The sequence below is a fragment of the Erwinia sp. GW821-FHT03D09 genome (assembly GCF_059420805.1).
Map to the genome: position 1 here is coordinate 70,915 of NZ_JBWKUK010000019.1, position 20,663 is coordinate 91,577.

The 20,663-nt window shown below is 56.4% G+C and carries 19 protein-coding genes and 1 pseudogene; 8 read left to right on the forward strand and 12 right to left on the reverse strand.

Features of this window, described 5'->3' with window-relative positions; all coding sequences use genetic code 11:
• Positions 1 to 75 precede the first annotated feature (75 nt).
• Positions 76 to 285, reverse strand: coding sequence for a DUF2767 family protein (locus AC07U6_RS18265; RefSeq protein WP_494762308.1), 210 nt, complete (start codon positions 283 to 285; stop codon positions 76 to 78).
• Between the two features lie 175 nt (positions 286 to 460).
• Positions 461 to 1,855, reverse strand: a complete 1,395-nt coding sequence (locus AC07U6_RS18270) for a GGDEF domain-containing protein (protein WP_494762309.1) — start codon at positions 1,853 to 1,855, stop codon at positions 461 to 463.
• 459 nt (positions 1,856 to 2,314) lie between these two features.
• On the opposite strand from AC07U6_RS18270, the gene lolC reads away from it, so the two are divergent.
• The 5 genes from lolC to cobB are packed head-to-tail and all read left to right on the forward strand — an operon-like array spanning position 2,315 to position 7,223.
• The gene (gene lolC, locus AC07U6_RS18275; protein WP_494762310.1) at positions 2,315 to 3,514 is read left to right on the forward strand and encodes a lipoprotein-releasing ABC transporter permease subunit LolC; all 1,200 of its coding nucleotides are present in this window, start codon (positions 2,315 to 2,317) and stop codon (positions 3,512 to 3,514) included.
• Complete coding sequence (lolD, locus tag AC07U6_RS18280) at positions 3,507 to 4,211, forward strand: lipoprotein-releasing ABC transporter ATP-binding protein LolD (RefSeq protein ID WP_494762311.1); 705 nt, start codon at positions 3,507 to 3,509, stop codon at positions 4,209 to 4,211. Before lolC ends, lolD begins: the two co-directional genes overlap by 8 nt.
• Positions 4,211 to 5,455 carry a lipoprotein-releasing ABC transporter permease subunit LolE gene (gene lolE / locus AC07U6_RS18285; RefSeq protein WP_494762312.1) on the forward strand — a complete coding sequence of 415 codons (1,245 nt, stop codon included), beginning with the start codon at positions 4,211 to 4,213 and terminating at the stop codon, positions 5,453 to 5,455. Before lolD ends, lolE begins: the two co-directional genes overlap by 1 nt.
• A 12-nt stretch (positions 5,456 to 5,467) precedes the next feature.
• On the forward strand, positions 5,468 to 6,379 hold the full coding sequence (gene nagK, locus AC07U6_RS18290) for an N-acetylglucosamine kinase (RefSeq protein ID WP_494762313.1): 912 nt from the start codon (positions 5,468 to 5,470) through the stop codon (positions 6,377 to 6,379).
• A 10-nt stretch (positions 6,380 to 6,389) separates the two neighbouring features.
• Positions 6,390 to 7,223 (forward strand): Sir2 family NAD+-dependent deacetylase, encoded by an 834-nt coding sequence (cobB, locus tag AC07U6_RS18295; protein WP_494762314.1) that lies wholly within the window; start codon positions 6,390 to 6,392, stop codon positions 7,221 to 7,223.
• A 6-nt stretch (positions 7,224 to 7,229) separates the two neighbouring features.
• On the opposite strand, the gene AC07U6_RS18300 is transcribed toward cobB, so the two are convergent.
• Positions 7,230 to 8,411, reverse strand: coding sequence for a benzoate/H(+) symporter BenE family transporter (locus AC07U6_RS18300; protein WP_494762315.1), 1,182 nt, complete (start codon positions 8,409 to 8,411; stop codon positions 7,230 to 7,232).
• Between the two features lie 99 nt (positions 8,412 to 8,510).
• On the opposite strand from AC07U6_RS18300, the gene AC07U6_RS18305 reads away from it, so the two are divergent.
• Positions 8,511 to 9,071, forward strand: a complete 561-nt coding sequence (locus AC07U6_RS18305) for a helix-turn-helix domain-containing protein (protein ID WP_494762316.1) — start codon at positions 8,511 to 8,513, stop codon at positions 9,069 to 9,071.
• 90 nt (positions 9,072 to 9,161) lie between these two features.
• On the forward strand, positions 9,162 to 10,400 hold the full coding sequence (gene pepT / locus AC07U6_RS18310) for a peptidase T (protein WP_494762317.1): 1,239 nt from the start codon (positions 9,162 to 9,164) through the stop codon (positions 10,398 to 10,400).
• A gap of 80 nt (positions 10,401 to 10,480) precedes the next feature.
• Here the strand turns inward: pepT and AC07U6_RS18315 are convergent, their stop codons facing one another.
• From AC07U6_RS18315 to rluE, 8 genes are all read right to left on the reverse strand, one after another.
• Positions 10,481 to 11,608, reverse strand: a complete 1,128-nt coding sequence (locus AC07U6_RS18315) for a ribosomal protein uL16 3-hydroxylase (protein ID WP_494762318.1) — start codon at positions 11,606 to 11,608, stop codon at positions 10,481 to 10,483.
• Positions 11,609 to 11,700: 92 nt separating this feature from the next.
• Positions 11,701 to 13,173, reverse strand: a complete 1,473-nt coding sequence (gene phoQ, locus AC07U6_RS18320) for a two-component system sensor histidine kinase PhoQ (protein ID WP_494762319.1) — start codon at positions 13,171 to 13,173, stop codon at positions 11,701 to 11,703.
• A 4-nt stretch (positions 13,174 to 13,177) separates the two neighbouring features.
• Positions 13,178 to 13,846, reverse strand: a complete 669-nt coding sequence (phoP, locus tag AC07U6_RS18325) for a two-component system response regulator PhoP (protein WP_105592776.1) — start codon at positions 13,844 to 13,846, stop codon at positions 13,178 to 13,180.
• Between the two features lie 119 nt (positions 13,847 to 13,965).
• The gene (gene purB / locus AC07U6_RS18330) at positions 13,966 to 15,336 is read right to left on the reverse strand and encodes an adenylosuccinate lyase (RefSeq protein ID WP_494762320.1); all 1,371 of its coding nucleotides are present in this window, start codon (positions 15,334 to 15,336) and stop codon (positions 13,966 to 13,968) included.
• 29 nt (positions 15,337 to 15,365) lie between these two features.
• Positions 15,366 to 16,010 carry a high frequency lysogenization protein HflD gene (hflD, locus tag AC07U6_RS18335; RefSeq protein WP_494762321.1) on the reverse strand — a complete coding sequence of 215 codons (645 nt, stop codon included), beginning with the start codon at positions 16,008 to 16,010 and terminating at the stop codon, positions 15,366 to 15,368.
• Between the two features lie 36 nt (positions 16,011 to 16,046).
• Positions 16,047 to 17,156, reverse strand: a complete 1,110-nt coding sequence (mnmA, locus tag AC07U6_RS18340) for a tRNA 2-thiouridine(34) synthase MnmA (protein WP_494762322.1) — start codon at positions 17,154 to 17,156, stop codon at positions 16,047 to 16,049.
• Between the two features lie 188 nt (positions 17,157 to 17,344).
• Entirely contained in the window at positions 17,345 to 17,818 is a 474-nt protein-coding gene (locus AC07U6_RS18345; RefSeq protein WP_494762323.1) for an NUDIX domain-containing protein, read from the reverse strand.
• Positions 17,819 to 17,863: 45 nt separating this feature from the next.
• Entirely contained in the window at positions 17,864 to 18,520 is a 657-nt protein-coding gene (rluE, locus tag AC07U6_RS18350) for a 23S rRNA pseudouridine(2457) synthase RluE (RefSeq protein WP_494762324.1), read from the reverse strand.
• A gap of 102 nt (positions 18,521 to 18,622) precedes the next feature.
• Here rluE and icd point away from each other — a divergent pair, with 102 nt between their 5' ends.
• Positions 18,623 to 19,873 (forward strand): NADP-dependent isocitrate dehydrogenase, encoded by a 1,251-nt coding sequence (icd, locus tag AC07U6_RS18355; RefSeq protein ID WP_494762325.1) that lies wholly within the window; start codon positions 18,623 to 18,625, stop codon positions 19,871 to 19,873.
• 112 nt (positions 19,874 to 19,985) lie between these two features.
• On the opposite strand, the pseudogene AC07U6_RS18360 reads toward icd, so the two are convergent.
• Positions 19,986 to 20,588 (reverse strand): annotated as a pseudogene (locus tag AC07U6_RS18360) (tyrosine-type recombinase/integrase); the annotation flags it as partial.
• Between the last annotated feature and the right edge of the window lie 75 nt (positions 20,589 to 20,663).

Consider the following 20,663-nt stretch of genomic DNA (forward strand, 5'->3'; position numbering starts at 1 on the left):
TCCAGAGAGTCATAGGAAAACATTATTTCTTGTGCAAATTAATAATATCGATGCGCATATAAGTATTCATTACTGTTAATCCGGCTTTATTAACCGGATGGCATGTTCAAGAATTTTTTGTTCATCACGGTTAGCATAAACGCGATTCAGCCGCGTTTGCCTCAGCAGGCTGGCAATCATTCCCCGGGAAATGTTATGGCCGTCCTCCGTCAGTACAATTGCAGCATCACCGATAACCCGGCAAACTTCATCATAAGATTCTTCGCTAAGTACATCACGTTTCATTTTTACTCTCCAATCGTCGCCAACGACCAGGCGTTTATCCTCCGGCGGCGGCCGGAATATGCTTATGCCCGCAATATCGCACCTTTTCGTTAAATGATAGCGATTAAAAAAGGGTAGCAACGATTAATAGGGTGTCAAACGACCGGGCAGCATCAGCAGGCCGATCGGCAGGTTATTACAGCACGAATTCCGGCCTGACCTGATTTCTGCCGCTGCTTTTGGCGATATATAACTGCTCATCGGCGCGGTTAATCGCTTCATCCAGCGCCTGTAAGCTGCTGATATTCAGCAGGCTGATACCGATGCTGGCCGTGACGCTAAGATCGTTGCCCTTATGCATGATGATATTATTTTCGATGCTGCTGCGCAGTCGATCCGCCAGCAGGAAAGCCCGCGCTTCATTTGCCCCTTCCAGTAGCACGAGGAACTCTTCTCCGCCCATCCTGCAGACCAGCGAAATCGGGGGGAGCGCCTGCTGAATGCAGTGCACGGTTTGCGCCAGCACATAATCGCCGGCGGCATGGCCCCAGGTATCGTTGATATTTTTAAAGCGGTCGATATCCACCAGAAATAGCGCCCCGGAAAAACCCGGTAGTCGGTGACGCGGAGCCATTAGCGCCTGCAGACGTGACGACAGACCGCTGCGGGTGAGTGCGCCGGTCAACAAATCGTAATCCGCGCGGCGGGTAACGCGCGCCACCAGTCTTTTATTGGCCTCAATGCTGAGTGAAACAATTAGCGGGCTGATGGTCTTTGCCGCGACACCCAGCCGCGCCGCAGACAGGCTGTCAATGCGGAACAGATCATTCTCTCCCTGAATATTGAGGACGTGACCGGCCACCAGAATGATCTCACTGACACCGCTTATCAGCGTCAGGCAGCAGGTAATAAACAGCGGATAGCTGATAGCACACCACAGCAGCGCCGGAAGTGGAAACAGCAGGCTGCTGCCGCCGCCTACCCAGATACTCATGGCGGTGGTTACCAGCAGCGCCATCAGCGGCAGTAGGGAACTCTCGAACGTTTTTCTTAGCATCAGGCGCAGCTCGTCGCGTCGAGGCAGGCTGATTACCGCCGGTAACAGCAGAATCGAAGTTGACATCTGTTCCGAAAACCACGAAAACCAGGCGTTAAACAGCTCATCGTGAAAATAGCGCTCGCTGACGATGCCACCGATGGTGGCACAGACCAGCGCACCAGCGATTGACGCTGGAAATATGCGCATCAGCGACTGCAGGCGACGCGGATACGGGCGGGTAAAGTGGCGAGTCAGCAGTATCCAGCGTGCGGCGGCGATAAAGGTAATATTAGAGAAGTTAGCTCCCACGGAGATTATCACCGGAGTGCCCCAGCTCAAATCGGTGATCAGCATACCGAAAAACAGCACCAGCAGCGAAACGCGGTTATCCAGTGCTGGAAAGCGGATCAGTAAACCCAGCAGCACTGCATTGCCGGGCCAAAAGATCGACATGGATTCGAAATTACGAAAGCACAGGCCGATAACCGACAGCAAAATGGCGAATAAAAATAGAACGATAACCTGGTGAATACGATTTTTATTGTTTGGCATCTTCAGACTCGGTGCTGCCTGGTTCGGCTGCTTATAGCATCTTTAATTGAGTCGCTGGCTTCCGGCCGATAATCCCCTTCACCGGGTGACTACCTGAACTCACGTGCGAATGACATAAGTGACGAGCTGGATGAAAGCAAATAAGTAAGAACATTCCTGGTTATCATAGTAGCAAGAGTTGGCCGTGTCTTTATCTGAAAATCATCACATTCTGTTCTTAATGAATAACTTCTCCGTGACCGGGGCGACGAAATCTTCCATTTCAGTGCCATTCATTCAGCTCATTGTGCGGATAACTAATACGAGTGCGGCTATATTTTAGGCGCTGCCGTTGAGATTAGGCTGAATGTTTCAGCCATTGACAAAACAATGCGCACAGTCAGGGGCTTAGTGGTTCCATATGGCGGTACTAAGCTTTATCATTCCCCCACTTAATTGCTTTAGCAAAAAACGGATTTCATGTATCAGCCTGTCGCACTCTTTATCGGCCTGCGCTACATGCGCGGGCGCGCCTCCGACCGCTTTGGGCGGTTTGTTTCGTGGCTTTCTGCTATCGGCATCACGCTGGGCGTCATGGCGCTGGTGACCGTGCTGTCAGTGATGAACGGGCTGGAGCACCAGCTGGAGAAAAATACCCTTGGCTTAATGCCACAGGCGCTGGTGACCAGCGACAGCGGTTCCATTAATCCGCAAAAAACGTCCGCCGATTCGCTGCACCTTAGCGGTATCAGCAAGGTGACGCCGCTGACGACCGGAGAGGTGGTGATGCAGAGCGCGCGCAGCGTTGGCGTCGGAGTTATGTTGGGGATCAACCCCGATGGACCCGATCCGCTCACCCCTTATCTGATGAACGTCAGGCAGCAGCAGCTGCAAAGCGGCGCGTATAACGTCATCCTCGGTGAGCAGCTGGCCGCGCAGTTAGGCGTTCACCTCGGCGAACAGATCCGCCTGATGGTGCCTTCCGCCAGCCAGTTCACCCCAATGGGGCGTATTCCCAGCCAGCGTTTGTTTACCGTTATCGGCACGTTTGCCGCGAACAGCGACGTTGACGGCTATCAGATCCTCGTTAACCAGCAGGACGCCTCGCGCCTGATGCGCTATCCGGCAGGCAACATCACCGGCTGGCGTTTATGGCTGGATAAGCCGCTCGACGTTGATGTGGTCAGCCAGCAAAAGCTGCCTGAGGGTCTGGTATGGAAGGACTGGCGCGAGCGCAAAGGCGAGCTGTTCCAGGCGGTGAAAATGGAAAAAAATATGATGGGGCTGCTGCTCAGCCTGATCGTCGCCGTGGCCGCGTTTAATATCGTTACGTCACTGGGCCTGCTGATTATGGAAAAGCAGGGCGAAGTGGCGATCCTGCAAACTCAGGGCCTGACCCGGCGGCAAATTGTGGCGGTGTTTATGGTGCAGGGTGCCAGCGCGGGTGTGGTTGGCTCGGTGCTGGGCGCGCTGCTCGGTATGCTGCTGGCCAGCCAGCTGAATAATCTGATGCCGGTTATCGGCGCATTCCTTGATGGCGCGGCGCTGCCGGTGGACATTTCCCTGACGCAGGTGGCGACCATTACCGTAACGGCGATTGTCGTGGCGCTGCTGTCAACGCTGTATCCTTCCTGGCGCGCGGCCGCCGTTCAACCCGCTGAGGCTTTACGTTATGAGTAACAAGATCCTGTTGCAGTGCGACAACCTGTGCAAACGCTATCAGGAAGGCAGCGTGCAGACCGATGTCCTGCACAACGTTTCCTTCAGCGTGCAGCCGGGTGAAATGATGGCTATCGTCGGCAGCTCCGGTTCCGGGAAAAGTACCCTGATGCATCTGCTTGGTGGGCTGGATACGCCCACCTCCGGCAGTGTTGTTTTCGACGGTAAATCGCTGAATGACATGTCTTCTGCCGCTAAAGCTGAACTGCGTAACCGCGAGCTGGGCTTTATCTATCAGTTCCATCATCTGCTCCCGGACTTCAGCGCGCTGGAAAACGTGGCGATGCCGCTGATGATTGGCAAAACGCCGAAGACCGAAGCCCGCATCCGGGCGCTGGAGATGCTTAAAGCTGTGGGCCTCGATCACCGCGCCGAGCATCGCCCGTCGGAGCTGTCCGGCGGTGAGCGCCAGCGTGTGGCTATCGCCCGCGCGCTGGTGAATAATCCGCGGCTGGTACTGGCCGATGAACCGACCGGTAACCTGGACGCGCGCAACGCCGACGCGATTTTCGATCTGCTGGGTGAACTCAATCAGCGCCAGGGCACAGCGTTCCTGGTGGTAACGCACGATCTGCATTTAGCCAAACGCATGCGTCGCCAGGTGGAAATGCGTGACGGCCAGCTCAGCGATCGCCTGACCATGGCGGGTAGCCTCTGATGGCGAATTCGCTCTCTTTACTGCTGGGCCTGCGCTTTAGTCGCGGCCGTCGTCGCGGGGGGATGGTCTCGCTGATTTCGGTGATCTCTACCGTTGGTATTGCGCTGGGCGTGGCAGTGCTGATCGTCGGGCTGAGTGCGATGAATGGCTTCGAACGTGAGCTGAACAACCGTATTCTTGCTGTAGTACCTCACGGTGAAATCGAACCGGTCAACCAGCCGTTCACCGGCTGGCAGGGCATGCTGCCGAAAATTGAGCGGGTACCCGGCGTGGCAGCAGCAGCCCCCTATATCAATTTTACCGGTTTGATTGAAAGCGGTAGCAAGTTACAGGCTGTACAGGTCAAAGGCGTGGACCCGCAGCAGGAGTCTCGTCTCAGCGCGCTGCCTTCTTACGTGCAGGGTAATGCGTGGCAATCGTTTGGTGCCGGCAAGCAGCAAATCCTGCTGGGGCAGGGCGTGGCGAACAGCCTGAAGGTGAAGCAGGGCGACTGGCTGACCATTATGATCCCCAACAGCGATGCGCAGAATAAGCTGCTGCAGCCGAAGCGGGTACGTCTGCAGGTCAGCGGCATTCTTAAGCTGAGCGGCATGCTCGATCACGGCCTGGCGCTGGTTCCGCTGGCAGACGCGCAACAGCTGCTGGGTATGGGCGATAACGTCACCGGTATCGCCATTAAAGCCGCCGATCCCTTCAGCGCGCAGAAGCTGATCCGCGAGGCGGGCAGCGTCACCAACGCCTATGTGTCAATCCGCAGTTGGATCGGCACTTACGGCTATATGTACCGGGATATTCAGATGATCCGCGCCATTATGTATCTGGCCATGGTGCTGGTGATCGGCGTGGCCTGTTTCAATATTGTCTCAACGCTGGTGATGGCGGTGAAAGATAAGAGCGGGGATATCGCCGTGCTGCGAACGCTGGGCGCCAAAGATGGCCTGATCCGCGCCATCTTTATCTGGTACGGGCTGCTGGCCGGGCTGGTGGGCAGCGTCAGCGGGGTGATTGTTGGCGTGCTGGCCGCGCTCAACCTGACCACTATCGTTCATGCGCTTGAAGCATTGACCGGCTATCATTTCCTCTCCGGCGATATCTACTTCATTGATTTCCTGCCGTCCGAGCTGCACTGGCGTGATGTGGTTATCGTGCTGTTTACTTCCCTGCTGCTCAGCCTGATCGCCAGCTGGTATCCTGCAAGGCGTGCCAGCCGCATCGACCCGGCACGTGTATTGAGCGGCCAGTAAGCGAGGCAACGGATGTACTACGGTTTCGATATCGGCGGCAGTAAGATTGCGCTGGGCGTGTATAACGCTCAGCGTGAGCGGGTCTGGAGCAAACGGGTAGCCACTCCGGCGCAGGACTATGAGCAATTTCTCTCGGTATTGCAGGCGCTGACGGCAGAGGCCGATACGTTTTGCGGCTGCGCGGGGAGCGTGGGGCTGGGTATTCCCGGCCTGCCGGTGCCTGATGACGGCACGGTGTTCAGCGCGAACCTGCCCGCCGCAAGGGGCCGTACGCTGCGCGCCGATCTCAGCCAGCGGCTGGGGCGTGAAGTCCGCATCGATAACGACGCTAACTGTTTTGCCCTTTCCGAAGCCTGGGATGATGAATTTCAGGCTTATCCGGTGGTGCTTGGCATGATCCTCGGCACCGGCGTCGGCGGTGGACTGATCGTCGATGGTAAACCGGTCACCGGCCGCAACTACGTGGTGGGCGAGATGGGGCATATGCGCCTGCCGGTGGATGCGCTGGAGGTGCTGGGCCGTGATATTCCGCTGCTCACCTGCGGCTGTGGCAAGAAGGGCTGTATTGAGGGATACCTCTCAGGTTCAGGATTTTCCTGGCTGTGGCAGCACTTTTATCATCAGACTCTCAGTGCGCAGGAGATCATCACCCGTTATTATCAGGGAGATGCTGGTGCGCTGGCACACACTGAACGCTATCGCCAGCTGCTGGCGGTATGCCTGGGCAATCTGCTGACCCTGCTTGACCCTCATCTGGTGGTACTTGGTGGCGGGCTGTCCAATTTTGATGCGTTGTATGACGGCCTGGCGGAGCGGGTTGCCCCTTATCTGCTGCCGGTCGCCAAACCACCGCGCTTTGCCAAAGCGCGCCATGGAGACGCAGGCGGAATGCGCGGTGCCGCATTCCTGCACATTAAGGATTAGAGGATCGACTATGCGCACACCCCGCCGTCGCTTACGACTGGCCCGCTACAAAAAAAACCGCCGTCAGGTTCATCAGCGCTTTCGTCAGCGCATTTTTGAGCGCGATCGTAATCTCGAAATTTCACGTCAGCCGCTGCCGCGCGTGGTGGTGCTGACCGGTGCGGGGATCTCTGCGGAATCCGGCATTCGTACTTTCCGTGCGGCGGACGGCCTGTGGGAAGAGCATAAAGTGGAAGATGTCGCCACGCCGGAAGGCTTTGCGCGTAACCCGCAGCAGGTGCAGGCGTTTTATAATGCGCGCCGCAGCCAGCTACAGCAGCAAGAGATCAGGCCGAATGCCGCTCATGCCGCGCTGGCAGAGCTGGAAGCCGTGCTGGGGGACCATTTCCTGCTGGTGACACAGAACATCGATAATCTGCACGAACGTGCGGGAAGCCGCAATATCATCCACATGCACGGTGAACTGCTGAAGGTGCGCTGCACCGGCAGCGGCCAGATCCTGCACTGGACCGAAGACGTTAAGCCTGATGACCGCTGCCACTGCTGCCAGTTCCCTGCGCTTCTGCGCCCGCATATTGTCTGGTTTGGCGAAATGCCGCTGCAAATGGACGAGATTTATCAGGCGCTGGCCGATGCGGACTATTTTGTGGCGATCGGCACCTCCGGACACGTCTACCCGGCTGCAGGGTTTGTGCATGAGGCCCGTTTACAGGGTGCGCACACCGTTGAGCTGAACCTGGAGCCAAGCCAGGTCGGCAGTGAGTTTGATGAGAAAACGTATGGTCTGGCCAGCGAAGTCGTGCCCGCCTGGGTGCGCGGGCTGTTGAGTAATCTTGGTCGCTAAGCGGGATTAACCCGCTTTACGCTTTGGCAACGAAAAAATCAGATGGGCGATCACGCCGCCGCATAATCCCCAGAATGCGGACCCAACCCCTGCCAGCGTGACGCCCGAAGCGGTAATCAGAAAGGTGATTACCGCGGCGTCACGCTGTTTCTCATCGCTCAGCGCTCGCTGCAGGCTGCCGGCAATCGTGCCCAGTAGCGCCAGACCGGCAATGGTGTGGATCAGCGCCAGCGGCAGCGCGGTGAACAGCCCGCTGATGGCCCCGCCAAAAATCCCGGCAAGAATGTAAAACACGCCCGCCGCCGCTGCCGCCATATAGCGCCGCTGCGGGTCGCTGTGGATTTCCGGTCCCATGCAAATCGCTGCCGTTATTGCCGCAATGCAGAAGGTGAATCCGCCGAACGGGGCGAGAATCAGCGCCGTGGCGCCGGTCCAGGCAATCAGCGGTGAGATTGGCACCTGATAGCCTGCGGCTTTTAGCGTGGCGATGCCCGGAGCATTCTGCGACGCCATGGTGACCACAAAGAACGGAATACCAATACCCAGCAGGCTCGATAACGTGAAATGCGGAGCAATAAGCTCGGGCATCACCATACTCTGGCCGCTGCTAACGTGGATATTCCCCTGCATCGCTGCCACTGCCAGTCCGGCGAACAGCGTCAGTACAATAGCGTAGCGCGGCGTAAAGCGGCGGGTCAGCAAGTAAACCAGGCACATTGTCCCGCTGAGGGCGAAATTCACCTGCAGCGCACCGAATGCGTCAATGCCGAAGCGCAGCAGGATACCGGCCAGCATGGCGCTGGAAATGGCCAGCGGGATATGGTTCATCAGCCGGGCAAACAGGCCGGTAACGCCGCAGAACACAATCAGCGCCGAGGCGAAGATAAAAACCCCAATTGCTTCATTGATCGGCGTACCCGGCAGGCTGGTTACCAGCAGCGCCGCGCCCGGAGTAGACCAGGCGGTCAGAATTGGCGTGCGGTACCACAGTGAAAGCGTCAGGGTGGTAATACCCATTCCCAGGCCCAGCATAGTCAACCAGCCGCCCGTTTGCTGCGGAGTAGCACCGGCAGCACCGGCGGCCTGGAAGATAATGGCGGCGGAGCTGGTATAGCCCACCAGCACGGCAACAAATCCGGCAATCAGCGCCGGGAGAGTGAGATAGTGTATTGAAAGGGGCGGGCGCATGGCGGGTTCCGAATGGGTGTGCGTTATAACGCACAAGTTATCATCGTGCGTTATAACGCACAAGAAGATATAATCGCCTTATTAACGGGAGGGAGAAGTGTGGGCGATCTGCAAAATCATCTGGCGCATACGCTGAAAACACAGCGCAATTTGCGCGGGTGGAGTTTAAGCCAGGCGGCAGAGATCACCGGCGTGAGCAAGGCGATGCTGGGGCAGATAGAGCGGGCGGAATCCAGCCCGACCATTGCTACGCTATGGAAGATTGCTACCGGCTTTAACCTGCCGTTTTCTCTGTTTATCGACGGCCCGGATATGCCGCGCGATGCCCCCAGACAGCAGAAGGGGCTACCCGTATTTCGTCAGTCTAATCTGGCGATGCAGGTACAGACGCTGTTCCCGTTTGATGCTGCTACCGGATTCGAGATGCTGGTGATCGAACTGGCGCCCGGTGCCCTCAGTGAATCGGCCCCCCATGAAGCGGGGGTGATTGAACATGCTATTGTCATTGAGGGGCAACTGGCGCTACGGGTTGCCGATGTCTGGCAAGTGATTGCGGCCGGTGAGGCGCTGCGATTCGAGGCCGATCGGCCCCATGCCTACCGCAACGGCGGCGCTCAGCCGGTACGTTTTTATAATTTAATTTATTACCCACACCGCTAATGGTCTTCGCCGCACACTAAACTGACCTGAAACAATATGTATGGGTTTCCTAGTGATGATAATCATTACTGGCATTCAGAGGGACGACAGATGAATAAATTACTCGATCGCTTCTTAAACTATGTAGCTGTGGATACGCAATCTAAAGGTAACGTTCGTCAGGTCCCCAGTACGGAAGGGCAGTTGCGCCTGTCGGATCGACTTTGCGAAGAATTACACGATTTGGGGCTGAGTAATATCAGCTGTAGCGAGCACGGAATTGTGATGGCCACGCTGCCGTCAACGGTGAGCTGGCCGGTGCCGGTGATTGGCTTTATCTCTCACGTTGATACGTCGCCGGATTTCACCGGTAAAAACGTATCGCCGCAGGTTATTGAAAACTATCGCGGTGGTGATATTGCATTAGGAATCGGCGATGAAATCCTCTCCCCGGTGATGTTCCCGGTTCTGCACGAACTGCACGGCCATACCCTGATCACCACCGACGGAAAAACCCTGCTGGGTGCCGATGATAAAGCCGGTGTGGCGGAGATTATGACCGCGCTGGCGCGGCTGATTGATGGCAAACGGCCGCACGGTGAGATCCGTGTGGCGTTCACGCCCGACGAAGAAATTGGTAAAGGCGTGCACTTTTTTGACGTGGCGGACTTTGGTGCCGACTGGGCCTATACCGTTGACGGCAGTGGCTTAGGGGAGTTTGAGTATGAGAATTTTAATGCCGCGTCGGTCACGGTAAAAATCACCGGTAATAACGTGCATCCCGGCACGGCTAAAGGGGTGATGGTTAATGCGCTCGATCTGGCCACGCGCTTCCACCAGGCGCTGCCGCCGGAGGAAGTGCCGGAAAAAACCGCCGGCTACGAAGGTTTCTACCATCTGCACGGCATCAAGGGCGCGGTCGATCGGGCGGAAATGCACTATATTATCCGCGACTTCGACCGCGAGAGCTTTGCCCGGCGTAAAACACTAATGCAGGCTATTGCACAGCGTATACAGCAGTCTCTGCCGCATTCGGCGGTGATTGAACTGGTGATTGAGGACAGCTATTACAATATGCGCGAGAAGGTGGAAACCTGCCCGCAAAGTATCGACCTGGCACTCCAGGCGATGCGCGACTGCGACATTAACCCGCTGGTGAAGCCGATCCGCGGCGGTACCGACGGTTCGCAGCTCTCCTATATGGGGCTGCCCTGCCCGAATCTGTTTACCGGTGGCTATAACTACCACGGCAGACATGAATTTGCGTCGCTGGATAATATGGAAAAAGCGGTGCAGGTGATCGAACGGATTGCCACGCTGACGGCAGAACAGGCGAAGACATCCGCCTGAAAAAGAGTTGATTTAATGACTCTGTACAGCAGTCGAAAGGACGGATGCCGTGTAATTCACGGCATCCGCTCTCAGGCGTCTTACTCTTCGTCGCCGAAGTACCAGTAGCCGCTGTTGACCAGCGCTGCCAGCTGGGCGAGGAATGACGGGTCGTCCAGCGCTTCGCCTAGTGTCTCCTGATTCAACGTCAGCTGATTGGCCAGTGCGGTAAGCGCTGCGCGGTGTGGGGATTCAAGCTGTTCACCGTTGATAAATACCGCATCACCGATCGATACCACGCGCAGGCCGCCAAGGCGTGAAAGCTGGTCGCCCTGCTGTAGCGCATCGTAAATTTCATCCGGCTGATACGGTGGCTCCGGTGGCGCAATATCCAGCTCGTGGCGCGACTGCGAAATAAACTCACCAAACCACTGGTTAAACTGCTGCGGCTGGTCGATCACATCCAGCATCATCTGGCGGATACCCGCCAGCTCGGCAGGCAGGATTTCCGCCGGATTTTCGCGCGGCTGTACGTTCGGATCGCTGAAGCGATAACTGCCCAGTTCACGGGACAGAACGTGATCGGCAAAGCCGCTAATCAGTTCACGCCCGCTTGGTGCGCGGAAGCCTACGGAGTAGTTAAGGGCGTTTTCCAGCGAATAGCCTTCGTGCGGGAATCCCGGTGGAATATACAGAATATCGCCCGGCTCCATCTCTTCATCGATGATGGCGTCAAACGGTTCAACCTGCAGCAGATCCGGGTGCGGGCAATGCTGCTTTAGCTCTGTTTTCTCACCCACACGCCAGCGGCGGCGGCCGGTTCCCTGAATGATAAACACATCATACTGGTCGAAGTGTGGGCCAACGCCGCCCCCCGGCACCGAGAACGAGATCATCAGATCGTCGGTACGCCAGTCGGGAAGGAAGCGGAAAGGGCGCATCAGTGCGGCAGAAGGTTCGTGCCAGTGATCGACCGCCTGCACCAGCAGCGACCAGTTATTTTCGCCCAGATGGTCATAGCTTTCGAACGGGCCGTGCCCGACCTGCCATTTGCCGTTCTGATGGCTGACGAGGCGGCTGTCCACCTCACTTTCCATCGCCAGTCCGGCCAGCTCATCGGGAGAAATCGGGTCTACGAAGTTTTTGAAACCGCGCTTGAGCACCACCGGCCGTTTTTGCCAGTAGCGTTGAATAAAATCGGGCCAGTTGAGGTCGAGTTGATAATCCATGAGGGTTTCCTGAGGCGCCAAAGTGAATCGAGTATAACAGTGCAGGGGCCTGACTGTGTATCGTCTCGCTCAAATGTCTGCGCATAAGCAGCTTACTCATCCTTGTTCAGTAGTTCCTGGCGAAGAAACACGATCTCCATCCGCGCGCCACCAAGCTGGCTGCTGCTGGCGCTGATGTCCCCGGAGTACTGTTCCAGAATTTCACGCGCCAGGCCAAGGCCCAGACCCTGACCCGGACGCAGCGTATCGGCCCGTTGGCCGCGAACAAAGACCAGGTCGCGTTTATTTTCCGGAATACCGGGGCCGTCATCTTCCACGATCAGCTGCAGCTGGTTATCGGTCTGGCTGGCGGTCACTTCGACAAACTCCAGGCAGTATTTGCAGGCGTTATCCAGCACGTTACCCATCACTTCCATAAAATCGTTCTGATCGCCCACGAAGATCAGCTCCGGGGAGATATCCAGCGTCAGCACCACGCATTTGCGCTGATACACCTTGTTCAGCGCCGAACACAGGCTGTCAAGCAGAGCAGGCACCGAGTGCAGGTCGCGCTTCAGGGCATGGTAGTCGGCCTGCATACTGGCACGATGCAGGTAGTAGCCAATCTGCTGCGAGATGCGGCTGATCTGCTCCAGCATAATCGGCTCGGCTTGCTCTATCGACAGATTGCGGCCGCCGCGCAGCGAACGCAGCGTCGTCTGCAACACCGCCAGCGGCGTTTTCAGGCTGTGGGTTAAATCGCTGAGCGTGGTGCGATAGCGGGTATAGCGCTGCCGTTCGTTATCCAGCAGCATATTGAGGTTGCGTACCAGCCCTTTTAACTCCTGTGGCGGGGTTGGATCGAGCGTTTCCCGCACGCCGTTTTCCAGCTCGCGTACCTGGCTTGCCAGCGAGCCGATGGGGCGAAGACTCCAGTGTGCTGCCAGCCACAGCAGCGGAATAATCAACAGCAGATTGGCCAGCAGTACGTAGCTGAACCACGACCAGACAACATCGGAATGCTGCAGCTCCTGCGGAAAAGAATCCACCACTACGATGGTCAGTTCCGGAAGGTTAACGGTGGCCTCGTAGCGGTTAACCGCCACCGAGTGGGTAAACGTATCGTTGCCGTCATTGTCGTAGGCGCTGAGTTTATTTTGCGCATTGCGATCGTTACTCAGCACCTTGCGGCTGGTGTAGTTATTGGTATCGATCTCGTAAAAATCGGATTTGTTCAGCCATTCGCGGCGAATTTTACTGCGGATCTCGGGTACGTCGCGCTGCTGCCACAGCAGCTTTCCACGATTGTCATAAATAAACACCAGCGCCGGGAAGTTCAGCGACACGCGCTCCGGTTGCACGATGGTCAGGCGGTTGTTTTGCCACTGGGCGAGGGTAAAGAACAGATTGCTCTCGCTGCGCAACACGCGGTAGGTGTTCTTATCAAAGCTCACCACGTAGCCAATCACCGCCACCATGCCGTAGGAGAGCGACATCGTCAGCACTACTGCAGCGGTGGCCAGCAGAAAGCGCACGCGCAGCGACAGCGGTTTTTTTCGACGGAATAACTTCCGCAGTAGCTTCATTATGTCAGAGATCGAAACGGTAGCCCTGACCGCGCACCGTAGTAATCACATCCTGCGGGTGCTCTGCCTGGATCTTCTTACGCAGGCGCCCCATCAGGACGTCAATGGTGTGGCTTTCACGCAGCTCAGCGTCGGGATACAGCTGCAGCATCAGCGAATCTTTGCTGACTACTTTGCCAACGTTGCGGATCAGCGTTTCAATAATGGTGTACTCGAAGGCGGTCAGCTTGATCTGCTGTTCATTAATCGTCAGCTCACGGCGGGAGAGGTCGATCTGGAACGGCAGCAGGGTAATAATCTGTGAGGCCAGGCCGCTGTTACGGCGCATCAGCGCCTGCATGCGGGCGACCACCTCTTCAATATGGAAAGGCTTGGTAACGTAGTCATCGGCACCGGCTTCCAGCGCTTCAACTTTCGCCTGCCAGCCATCGCGGGCGGTCAGCACCAGGATCGGCTGACGCACTTCCTGGCTGCGCCAGCGGCGGATCATCGCCATGCCGTCTTCATCCGGCAGGCCGAGATCGACCAGCGTGATGTCCGGCGTATGCTCATTCAGAAAATAATCCGCTTCTTTTGCACCTTCCGCGGCATCCACCTGATGGCCCATCTCGCGCAGCTGAACGGCAAGATGATGACGCAACAGAGGGTTATCCTCGACGACTAACACACGCATAACCTAATCCTCAATCAATTCGAACTGCGTATAGCCACAGCATAAACTGTCAGAAGTATAGGAGAAAGCAAATAAACCGGAGGTTAACGCGGGCCGACTAGCGTCGGCCCGGGAGGGGGTTATTTCAGGTCATCAACCATCTGGATAGCGCGGCCGATATAGTTGGCCGGCGTCATCTGCTTCAGACGAGTTTTTTCTTCTTCCGGCAGGGCCAGACCGTCGATAAACGTCTTCATGCCTTCAGCATCAACGCGCTTGCCGCGGGTCAGCTCTTTCAGCTTCTCGTACGGCTTCTCAATGCCGTAGCGGCGCATCACGGTCTGGATCGGCTCAGCCAGTACTTCCCAGTTGTGGTCCAGCTCATCCAGCAGACGGTCGCGGTTCACTTCCAGCTTGGAGATACCTTTCAGCGTCGCCTGATAGGCAATCAGCGCATATCCGACGCCCACGCCGAGGTTACGCAGCACGGTGGAGTCGGTCAGGTCACGCTGCCAGCGGGACACCGGCAGTTTGCTGGCCAGGTGCTGCATCACTGCGTTGGCCAGGCCGAGGTTACCTTCGGAGTTTTCGAAGTCGATCGGGTTCACCTTGTGCGGCATGGTGGAAGAACCGATTTCACCGGCGATGGTTTTCTGCTTAAAGTGGTTCAGTGCGATGTAACCCCAGACGTCGCGATCGAAGTCGATCAGAATGGTGTTAAAGCGGGCCATGCAGTCAAACAGTTCGGCAATGTAGTCGTGCGGCTCGATCTGCGTAGTGTACGGGTTCCAGATGATGCCCAGAGAGGTGACAAACTCTTCGCTCAGCTGATGCCAGTCCACTTCCGGGTAAGCGGCGATGTGGGCGTTATAGTTACCGACCGCACCGTTGATTTTACCCAGCACCTCAATGCGCTCCAGCTGACGCAGCTGGCGCTCAAAGCGGTAAGCCACGTTGGCCATCTCTTTACCCAGCGTTGAAGGCGTAGCCGGCTGGCCGTGGGTACGGGAAAGCAGTGGAATATCGCGGTACTGCACGGCGAGATCCTTCACCGCAGCGATGATTTTGTTCCAGTAAGGTACGATCACGTCGCGGCGCGCGGTATCCAGCATCAGCGCGTGGGACAGGTTGTTGATATCTTCCGAGGTACAGGCGAAGTGGATAAACTCGGAAACGGCATGCAGGGCAGGCACGCTCTCCACTTTCTCTTTCAGGAAGTATTCAACTGCCTTCACGTCGTGGTTGGTGGTGCGCTCGATGGTTTTGATGTGCGCGGCGTCTTCTTCGCTAAATCCGGCGACAATAGCATCAAGGAAAGCGTTTGCGTCGGCATCAAATGCAGGAACTTCCTTGATCGCAGCGTTGGAGGCCAGTTTTTGTAACCAGCGAACTTCAACCTCAACGCGGAATTTCAGTAGACCGAATTCGCTGAAAATGCCACGCAGTGGGCTGACTTTGTCGCCATAACGACCATCAACAGGTGAGACGGCGGTCAGAGAGGATAATTCCATTGTTGCTGCTCCAGGATCGGTTAAAAAAATCAGGTTGGTGTCCCGTTCAGGCGGGTCAGAATCGCTTTCGCCTCGTTAACAAGACGGCCACGGGAAAACATCAGCTGCAGGCGGCCACCGCCAACCTGCTGCCACAACACCGCTGCGCGGATACCCGCCAGCAGCGCCGCACGAACTTTGCTCTGCACCTGCGTATTCTGCAGGATCGCCGGGGAACCGGTGACCTGAATACGCGGCCCGAGCGGGCTTATCACATCCAGATAAATCCCGGCCATGGCGCTGACTAAGGTATCAGACTCCAGGCCATAGTGTGCCAGTTGACGATCGAGCTGTGCGATGCGCCGCGACAGCTCGTTCATGGCATCCTTGTTGCCGTTCAGCTTGCGCTCCAGCACCATCAGGCTCAGGGTATAGCGCGTCAGCTCCGCGCCCAGCCCCTGGCGGCTGTTGCTGTTCAGCACCGCCTGCAGGGTTTCCAGGCCGAACTGCAGGTTGGCTTCATCGTCGCCGAATACCGCCAGCGTGGAGGAAGGATTCAGATCCAGCAGGCTGTTCAGCGAGACCTTAAGCGCCTCCGGCGGACACTGACCCTGGTGTGCCAGCTGCTGCACCAGGTGAGCGGACTGGCAAATACCGGCCAGTGCCAGGGTAATATCATAATAGTTCTTCGCCACGATGACTCCTGTTGTCTTCCCTGCGCGTCGTCTGTATCAGGCACTCACCAGAGGCAGACGCTGTTCGATAATGCCGCCGCCGAGGCAGACTTCATCAAGATAAAATACCGCCGACTGGCCCGGCGTTACCGCCGCGACCGGCTCGTCGAAACGAACGTCAATACGCTCATCATCGATCGGCGTGATGGTGCACGGAATATCTTCCTGGCGGTAGCGGGTTTTCACCACGCAGCGCAGCGGGGCGCGAAGCACTTCGCGATCCACCCAGTGCAGCTGTTGGGCGATCAGGCCGACCGACATCAGGCGCGGGTGATCGTGGCCCTGGGCGACAATCAGTACATTATTCGCCACGTCTTTATCCACCACGTACCACGGCTGTTCGCTGTGATCTTTGGTGCCGCCAATGCCCAGTCCTTTACGCTGGCCGAGCGTGTGGTACATCAGCCCCTGATGCTGGCCAACGGTGTCTCCGGCCACGGTGACGATCGGGCCCGGCTGTGCGGGCAGATAGCGGGCAAGGAATTCGGTAAATTTGCGCTCGCCGATAAAGCAGATGCCGGTAGAATCTTTTTTCTTGGCGGTAATCAGCTCCAGCTGTTCTGCGATGCGGCGCACTTCCGGCTTTTCCAGCTCGCCCACCGGGAACAGGCTTTGCGCAATTTGATCGGAACCCAGCGTATAGAGGAAGTAGCTCTGATCTTTGTTGCCATCCAGGCCGCGCAGCAGGCGGCTTTTGCCGTCAACGTCAGCACGGCGCACGTAGTGGCCGGTAGCAATATAGTCCGCGCCGAGATCTTCGGCGGCAAACTCAAGGAAGGCTTTAAATTTGATCTCTTTATTGCACAGAATATCCGGGTTGGGCGTGCGGCCCGCTTTGTATTCTGCGAGGAAATGCTCGAAGACGTTATCCCAGTATTCGGCGGCAAAATTTACCGTGTGTAAATAGATGCCGAGCTTATCGCAGACGGCCTGCGCGTCGGCGAGATCGTCTGCTGCGGTGCAGTACTCTTCGCCATCGTCCTCTTCCCAGTTTTTCATAAACAGGCCTTCAACCTGATAGCCCTGCTGCTGCAGTAACCAGGCGGAAACGGAGGAGTCAACGCCGCCGGACATCCCGACGATCACTTTTTTCTGGCTGTTAGACATAATTACCTGACTTTAAAGTTTTTACCCTTATCCCTAAACCCGAGCGCACCGGCGGTTTTGACCTGTCGCAGTCGCAGGCCAGGATCGATCTGGCGCGATACTAAGAACTGCCGCTTTACCGTATTGGGGGATTTTCGGGCACCAGGAGTCGTTAAAGGCGACTCTGATAAAATTGCGGCAGCATTCTATCATGCACCGGCGGCGGGTGCATCCTCGCTAAACGGCCACTGGAAGGCGCTGAGGATCGACAGCGGATAGCGCGGGCCATGCTGATAAACCCGCAGGCTTTCGGCCACCAGCGGCGATCGCAGTTTTTTCGAGGTCAGGATCTCCTCCGGCGTCAGCCACCAGCAGCGGTCGATGTCACGATCCTGCGGGTAGGTTTCAACGATAGCAGGCAGATCGAGGCAAAACAGGAAGCGCAGAAACGGCGTGTTGTCCGGCGCAATCCACTGATGCATGCCGAGAAACGCCTGCGGTACGGCTTCAATACCGGTTTCTTCCGACAGTTCGCGCGCGGCGGCCTGCAGCAGCGTTTCGTTGGCCTCCAGATGGCCTGCCGGCTGATTCAGGGTAGCGCGGCCGCGTACCCGTTCTTCGACAACCAGAAACTGCCCTTCGGCCTGAACGACGGTGGCAACGGTCACGTGCGGTTTGAACATGAGGAGCTCCTTAAAGTTAACGGCGTGCGGCTTCCACGCGCAGAGTCAGATCAGATGGCTGATATCGCGCCATTCACCCGGGGCCAGTCCCTCTAACTGTAGCGCCCCCATCGAAAAGCGAATTAGACGCAGGGTAGGGAAACCGATATGGGCGGTCATCCGCCGCACCTGGCGGTTGCGCCCTTCAAACAGGGTGATCTTCAGCCAGCTGGTGGGAATCGCTTTTCGCTCGCGGATCGGCGGATCGCGCGGCCACAGCCAGTCGGGTTCAGCAACCCGTTCAATCTGGGCGGGCAGGGTGGGGCCATCCTTCAGCGTCAAGCCGTGGCGAAACGGCAGCAGGTCACTTTCAGCGGGGTCCCCCTCAACCTGAACAAAATAGACCTTTCCGGTACGTTTACCCGGCTGGGTCAGCTTTGCCTGTAGCGCGCCGTCATTGGTCAGCACCATCAGCCCTTCGCTGTCGCGATCCAACCGCCCGGCTGCATAAACGCCCGTTTGCGGCACATAATCTTTCAGCGTGCGCCGCCCGGACTCGTCGCTGAACTGGGGCAGAACATCAAACGGTTTGTTAAATAAAATCACGCAGCGCGGCCCCTTATCGACGGGTTTGGCGGCGTGGCGCAGGCTGGTCCGCTTAACGCGGTGAGGGCTAACAGAAGATTTTCGCATGGTCTTTGCACTTAGAAACAATAAGCGCATTATACCGCAATCCTGAGATGATTGGCGCGGAGTCAATATTCAAGTAGTATTGATGCGCATCTTACAAGTCATTAACAAAAAAAGCGCTCGAAGGAGAGGTTAATGGAAAGCAAAGTAGTTGTTCCGGCGGAAGGTCAGAAAATCACCCTGGAAAAGGGAAAACTTAACGTACCAAACAATCCAATCATCCCATTCATCGAAGGTGATGGTATTGGTGTGGACGTTTCTCCAGTGATGATCAAAGTTGTCGACGCCGCTGTACAGAAGGCTTATAACGGTGAGCGTAAAATTTCCTGGATGGAAATTTACACCGGTGAGAAATCGGTAGAGCTCTACGGCCAGGACGTTTGGCTGCCGCAGGAAACCCTCGATCTGATTAAAGAATACCGCGTGGCTATCAAAGGCCCACTGACTACCCCAGTCGGCGGTGGTATTCGTTCCCTGAACGTTGCGCTGCGTCAGCAGCTTGACCTCTACATCTGCCTGCGCCCGGTTCGTTACTACACCGGCACGCCAAGCCCGGTTAAACGCCCTGAAGACACCGACATGGTGATCTTCCGCGAAAACTCCGAAGATATCTATGCCGGTATCGAATGGAAAGCGGGCACGCCGGAAGCGGATAAAGTGATCAAGTTCCTGCGTGATGAAATGGGCGTGAAGAAAATTCGCTTCCCTGAGCAGTGTGGTATCGGCGTTAAGCCGTGCTCTGAAGCCGGTACTAAGCGTCTGGTTCGTGCGGCCATCGAATACGCAATCACTAACGACCGTGATTCCGTTACCCTGGTTCACAAAGGCAACATCATGAAGTTCACCGAAGGTGCCTTCAAGGACTGGGGCTATGCTCTGGCACGCGAAGAGTTCGGCGGCGAGCTGATCGACGGCGGCCCGTGGGTGAAAATCAAGAACCCGAACACCGGCAAAGAGATCGTTATCAAAGACGTGATCGCCGATGCGTTCCTGCAGCAGATCCTGCTGCGTCCAGCCGAGTACGACGTTATTGCCTGTATGAACCTGAACGGTGACTACATCTCTGATGCCCTGGCGGCACAGGTTGGCGGTATCGGTATTGCTCCGGGCGCAAACATCGGTGACGAATGCGCACTGTTCGAAGCGACTCACGGTACTGCACCTAAGTACGCTGGCCAGGATAAAGTGAACCCTGGTTCCGTGATCCTGTCCGCAGAAATGATGCTGCGCCATATGGAATGGTTCGAAGCCGCAGACCTGATTGTTAAAGGTATGGAAGGCGCGATTGCCGCGAAAACCGTAACCTATGACTTCGAGCGTCTGATGGACGGCGCTAAACTGCTGAAATGTTCAGAGTTTGGCGATGCAATGATCAGCCACATGTAATTGCGAGAATTGTTAAATCTATTAACGGGAGCTTAACACTCCCGTTGTTTTTGGTTAGCGCACTAACGGTTATCAAAATTTTATCAAAACAATTTATCAAAACCCCCTCCATTTACACCGCAATTGTCGTCCAGCCTTTGCCGCGATCATCATGGTAGCGAGCTGTCTGATTTGGTGATTTATGCCCCAGTAATTTCTGGGTGTCGATCCCCTGAGCTTCGTAAAGACGCTCTGCCAGAGAACGTTGTTCGTGGAAGGTAGCCTGTGTACCAGATCCCCAATCTAGATCAGCCTTATTCCGTGCCTTGCTGAAGTTCATGGTAATGGTATTGGATTTCACCTGTGCGCCTCGCTCTGCCTGTGAGGTAGCCCGGAAGAAGTGAACCAGGTAAGGGCTTACCGCATAATCACGGCAGCGTGACACCACATCTCGCAAACTCCAGTTAATAGCACTCAGGTGAAGCGATAGCGGGATCGCAATTTTGCTCCCCGTTTTCTCCTGCTCAACATGAAGATGATCGTCCCAAATATCACTAAATTTCATCTTCGATATGTCGCCCAGGCGCTGGCCGGTAACGAGCGCCAGCAGCATCGCGTTACCCATGTACTTGTGATTGGCATCCGCAATGTCGAAAATCTTCTGCCACTCCTCCAGGTTGAGGCGCTGGCGGGTGATCCGCCTTCTGGGTTGCTTCGTTGCAAGGGTAGGGTTATGATCTTACCCAGCAATAGTGGACATGCGACTAAGTGAGTAAACTCTCAATCAGAGGTAGCTCACATGACAAAGCCA

Coding starts and splice junctions, on each gene's coding strand:
- pepT (WP_494762317.1), top strand. CDS start 9,162: ATGAATAAATTACTCGATCGCTTCTTAAACTATGTAGCTGTGGATACG.
- lolD (WP_494762311.1), top strand. CDS start 3,507: ATGAGTAACAAGATCCTGTTGCAGTGCGACAACCTGTGCAAACGCTAT.
- phoP (WP_105592776.1), bottom strand. CDS start 13,846: ATGCGTGTGTTAGTCGTCGAGGATAACCCTCTGTTGCGTCATCATCTT.
- mnmA (WP_494762322.1), bottom strand. CDS start 17,156: ATGTCTAACAGCCAGAAAAAAGTGATCGTCGGGATGTCCGGCGGCGTT.
- cobB (WP_494762314.1), top strand. CDS start 6,390: ATGCGCACACCCCGCCGTCGCTTACGACTGGCCCGCTACAAAAAAAAC.
- phoQ (WP_494762319.1), bottom strand. CDS start 13,173: ATGAAGCTACTGCGGAAGTTATTCCGTCGAAAAAAACCGCTGTCGCTG.
- AC07U6_RS18315 (WP_494762318.1), bottom strand. CDS start 11,608: ATGGATTATCAACTCGACCTCAACTGGCCCGATTTTATTCAACGCTAC.
- nagK (WP_494762313.1), top strand. CDS start 5,468: ATGTACTACGGTTTCGATATCGGCGGCAGTAAGATTGCGCTGGGCGTG.
- rluE (WP_494762324.1), bottom strand. CDS start 18,520: ATGCGCTTATTGTTTCTAAGTGCAAAGACCATGCGAAAATCTTCTGTT.
- lolE (WP_494762312.1), top strand. CDS start 4,211: ATGGCGAATTCGCTCTCTTTACTGCTGGGCCTGCGCTTTAGTCGCGGC.
- lolC (WP_494762310.1), top strand. CDS start 2,315: ATGTATCAGCCTGTCGCACTCTTTATCGGCCTGCGCTACATGCGCGGG.
- AC07U6_RS18300 (WP_494762315.1), bottom strand. CDS start 8,411: ATGCGCCCGCCCCTTTCAATACACTATCTCACTCTCCCGGCGCTGATT.
- AC07U6_RS18270 (WP_494762309.1), bottom strand. CDS start 1,855: ATGCCAAACAATAAAAATCGTATTCACCAGGTTATCGTTCTATTTTTA.
- purB (WP_494762320.1), bottom strand. CDS start 15,336: ATGGAATTATCCTCTCTGACCGCCGTCTCACCTGTTGATGGTCGTTAT.
- icd (WP_494762325.1), top strand. CDS start 18,623: ATGGAAAGCAAAGTAGTTGTTCCGGCGGAAGGTCAGAAAATCACCCTG.
- AC07U6_RS18265 (WP_494762308.1), bottom strand. CDS start 285: ATGAAACGTGATGTACTTAGCGAAGAATCTTATGATGAAGTTTGCCGG.
- AC07U6_RS18345 (WP_494762323.1), bottom strand. CDS start 17,818: ATGTTCAAACCGCACGTGACCGTTGCCACCGTCGTTCAGGCCGAAGGG.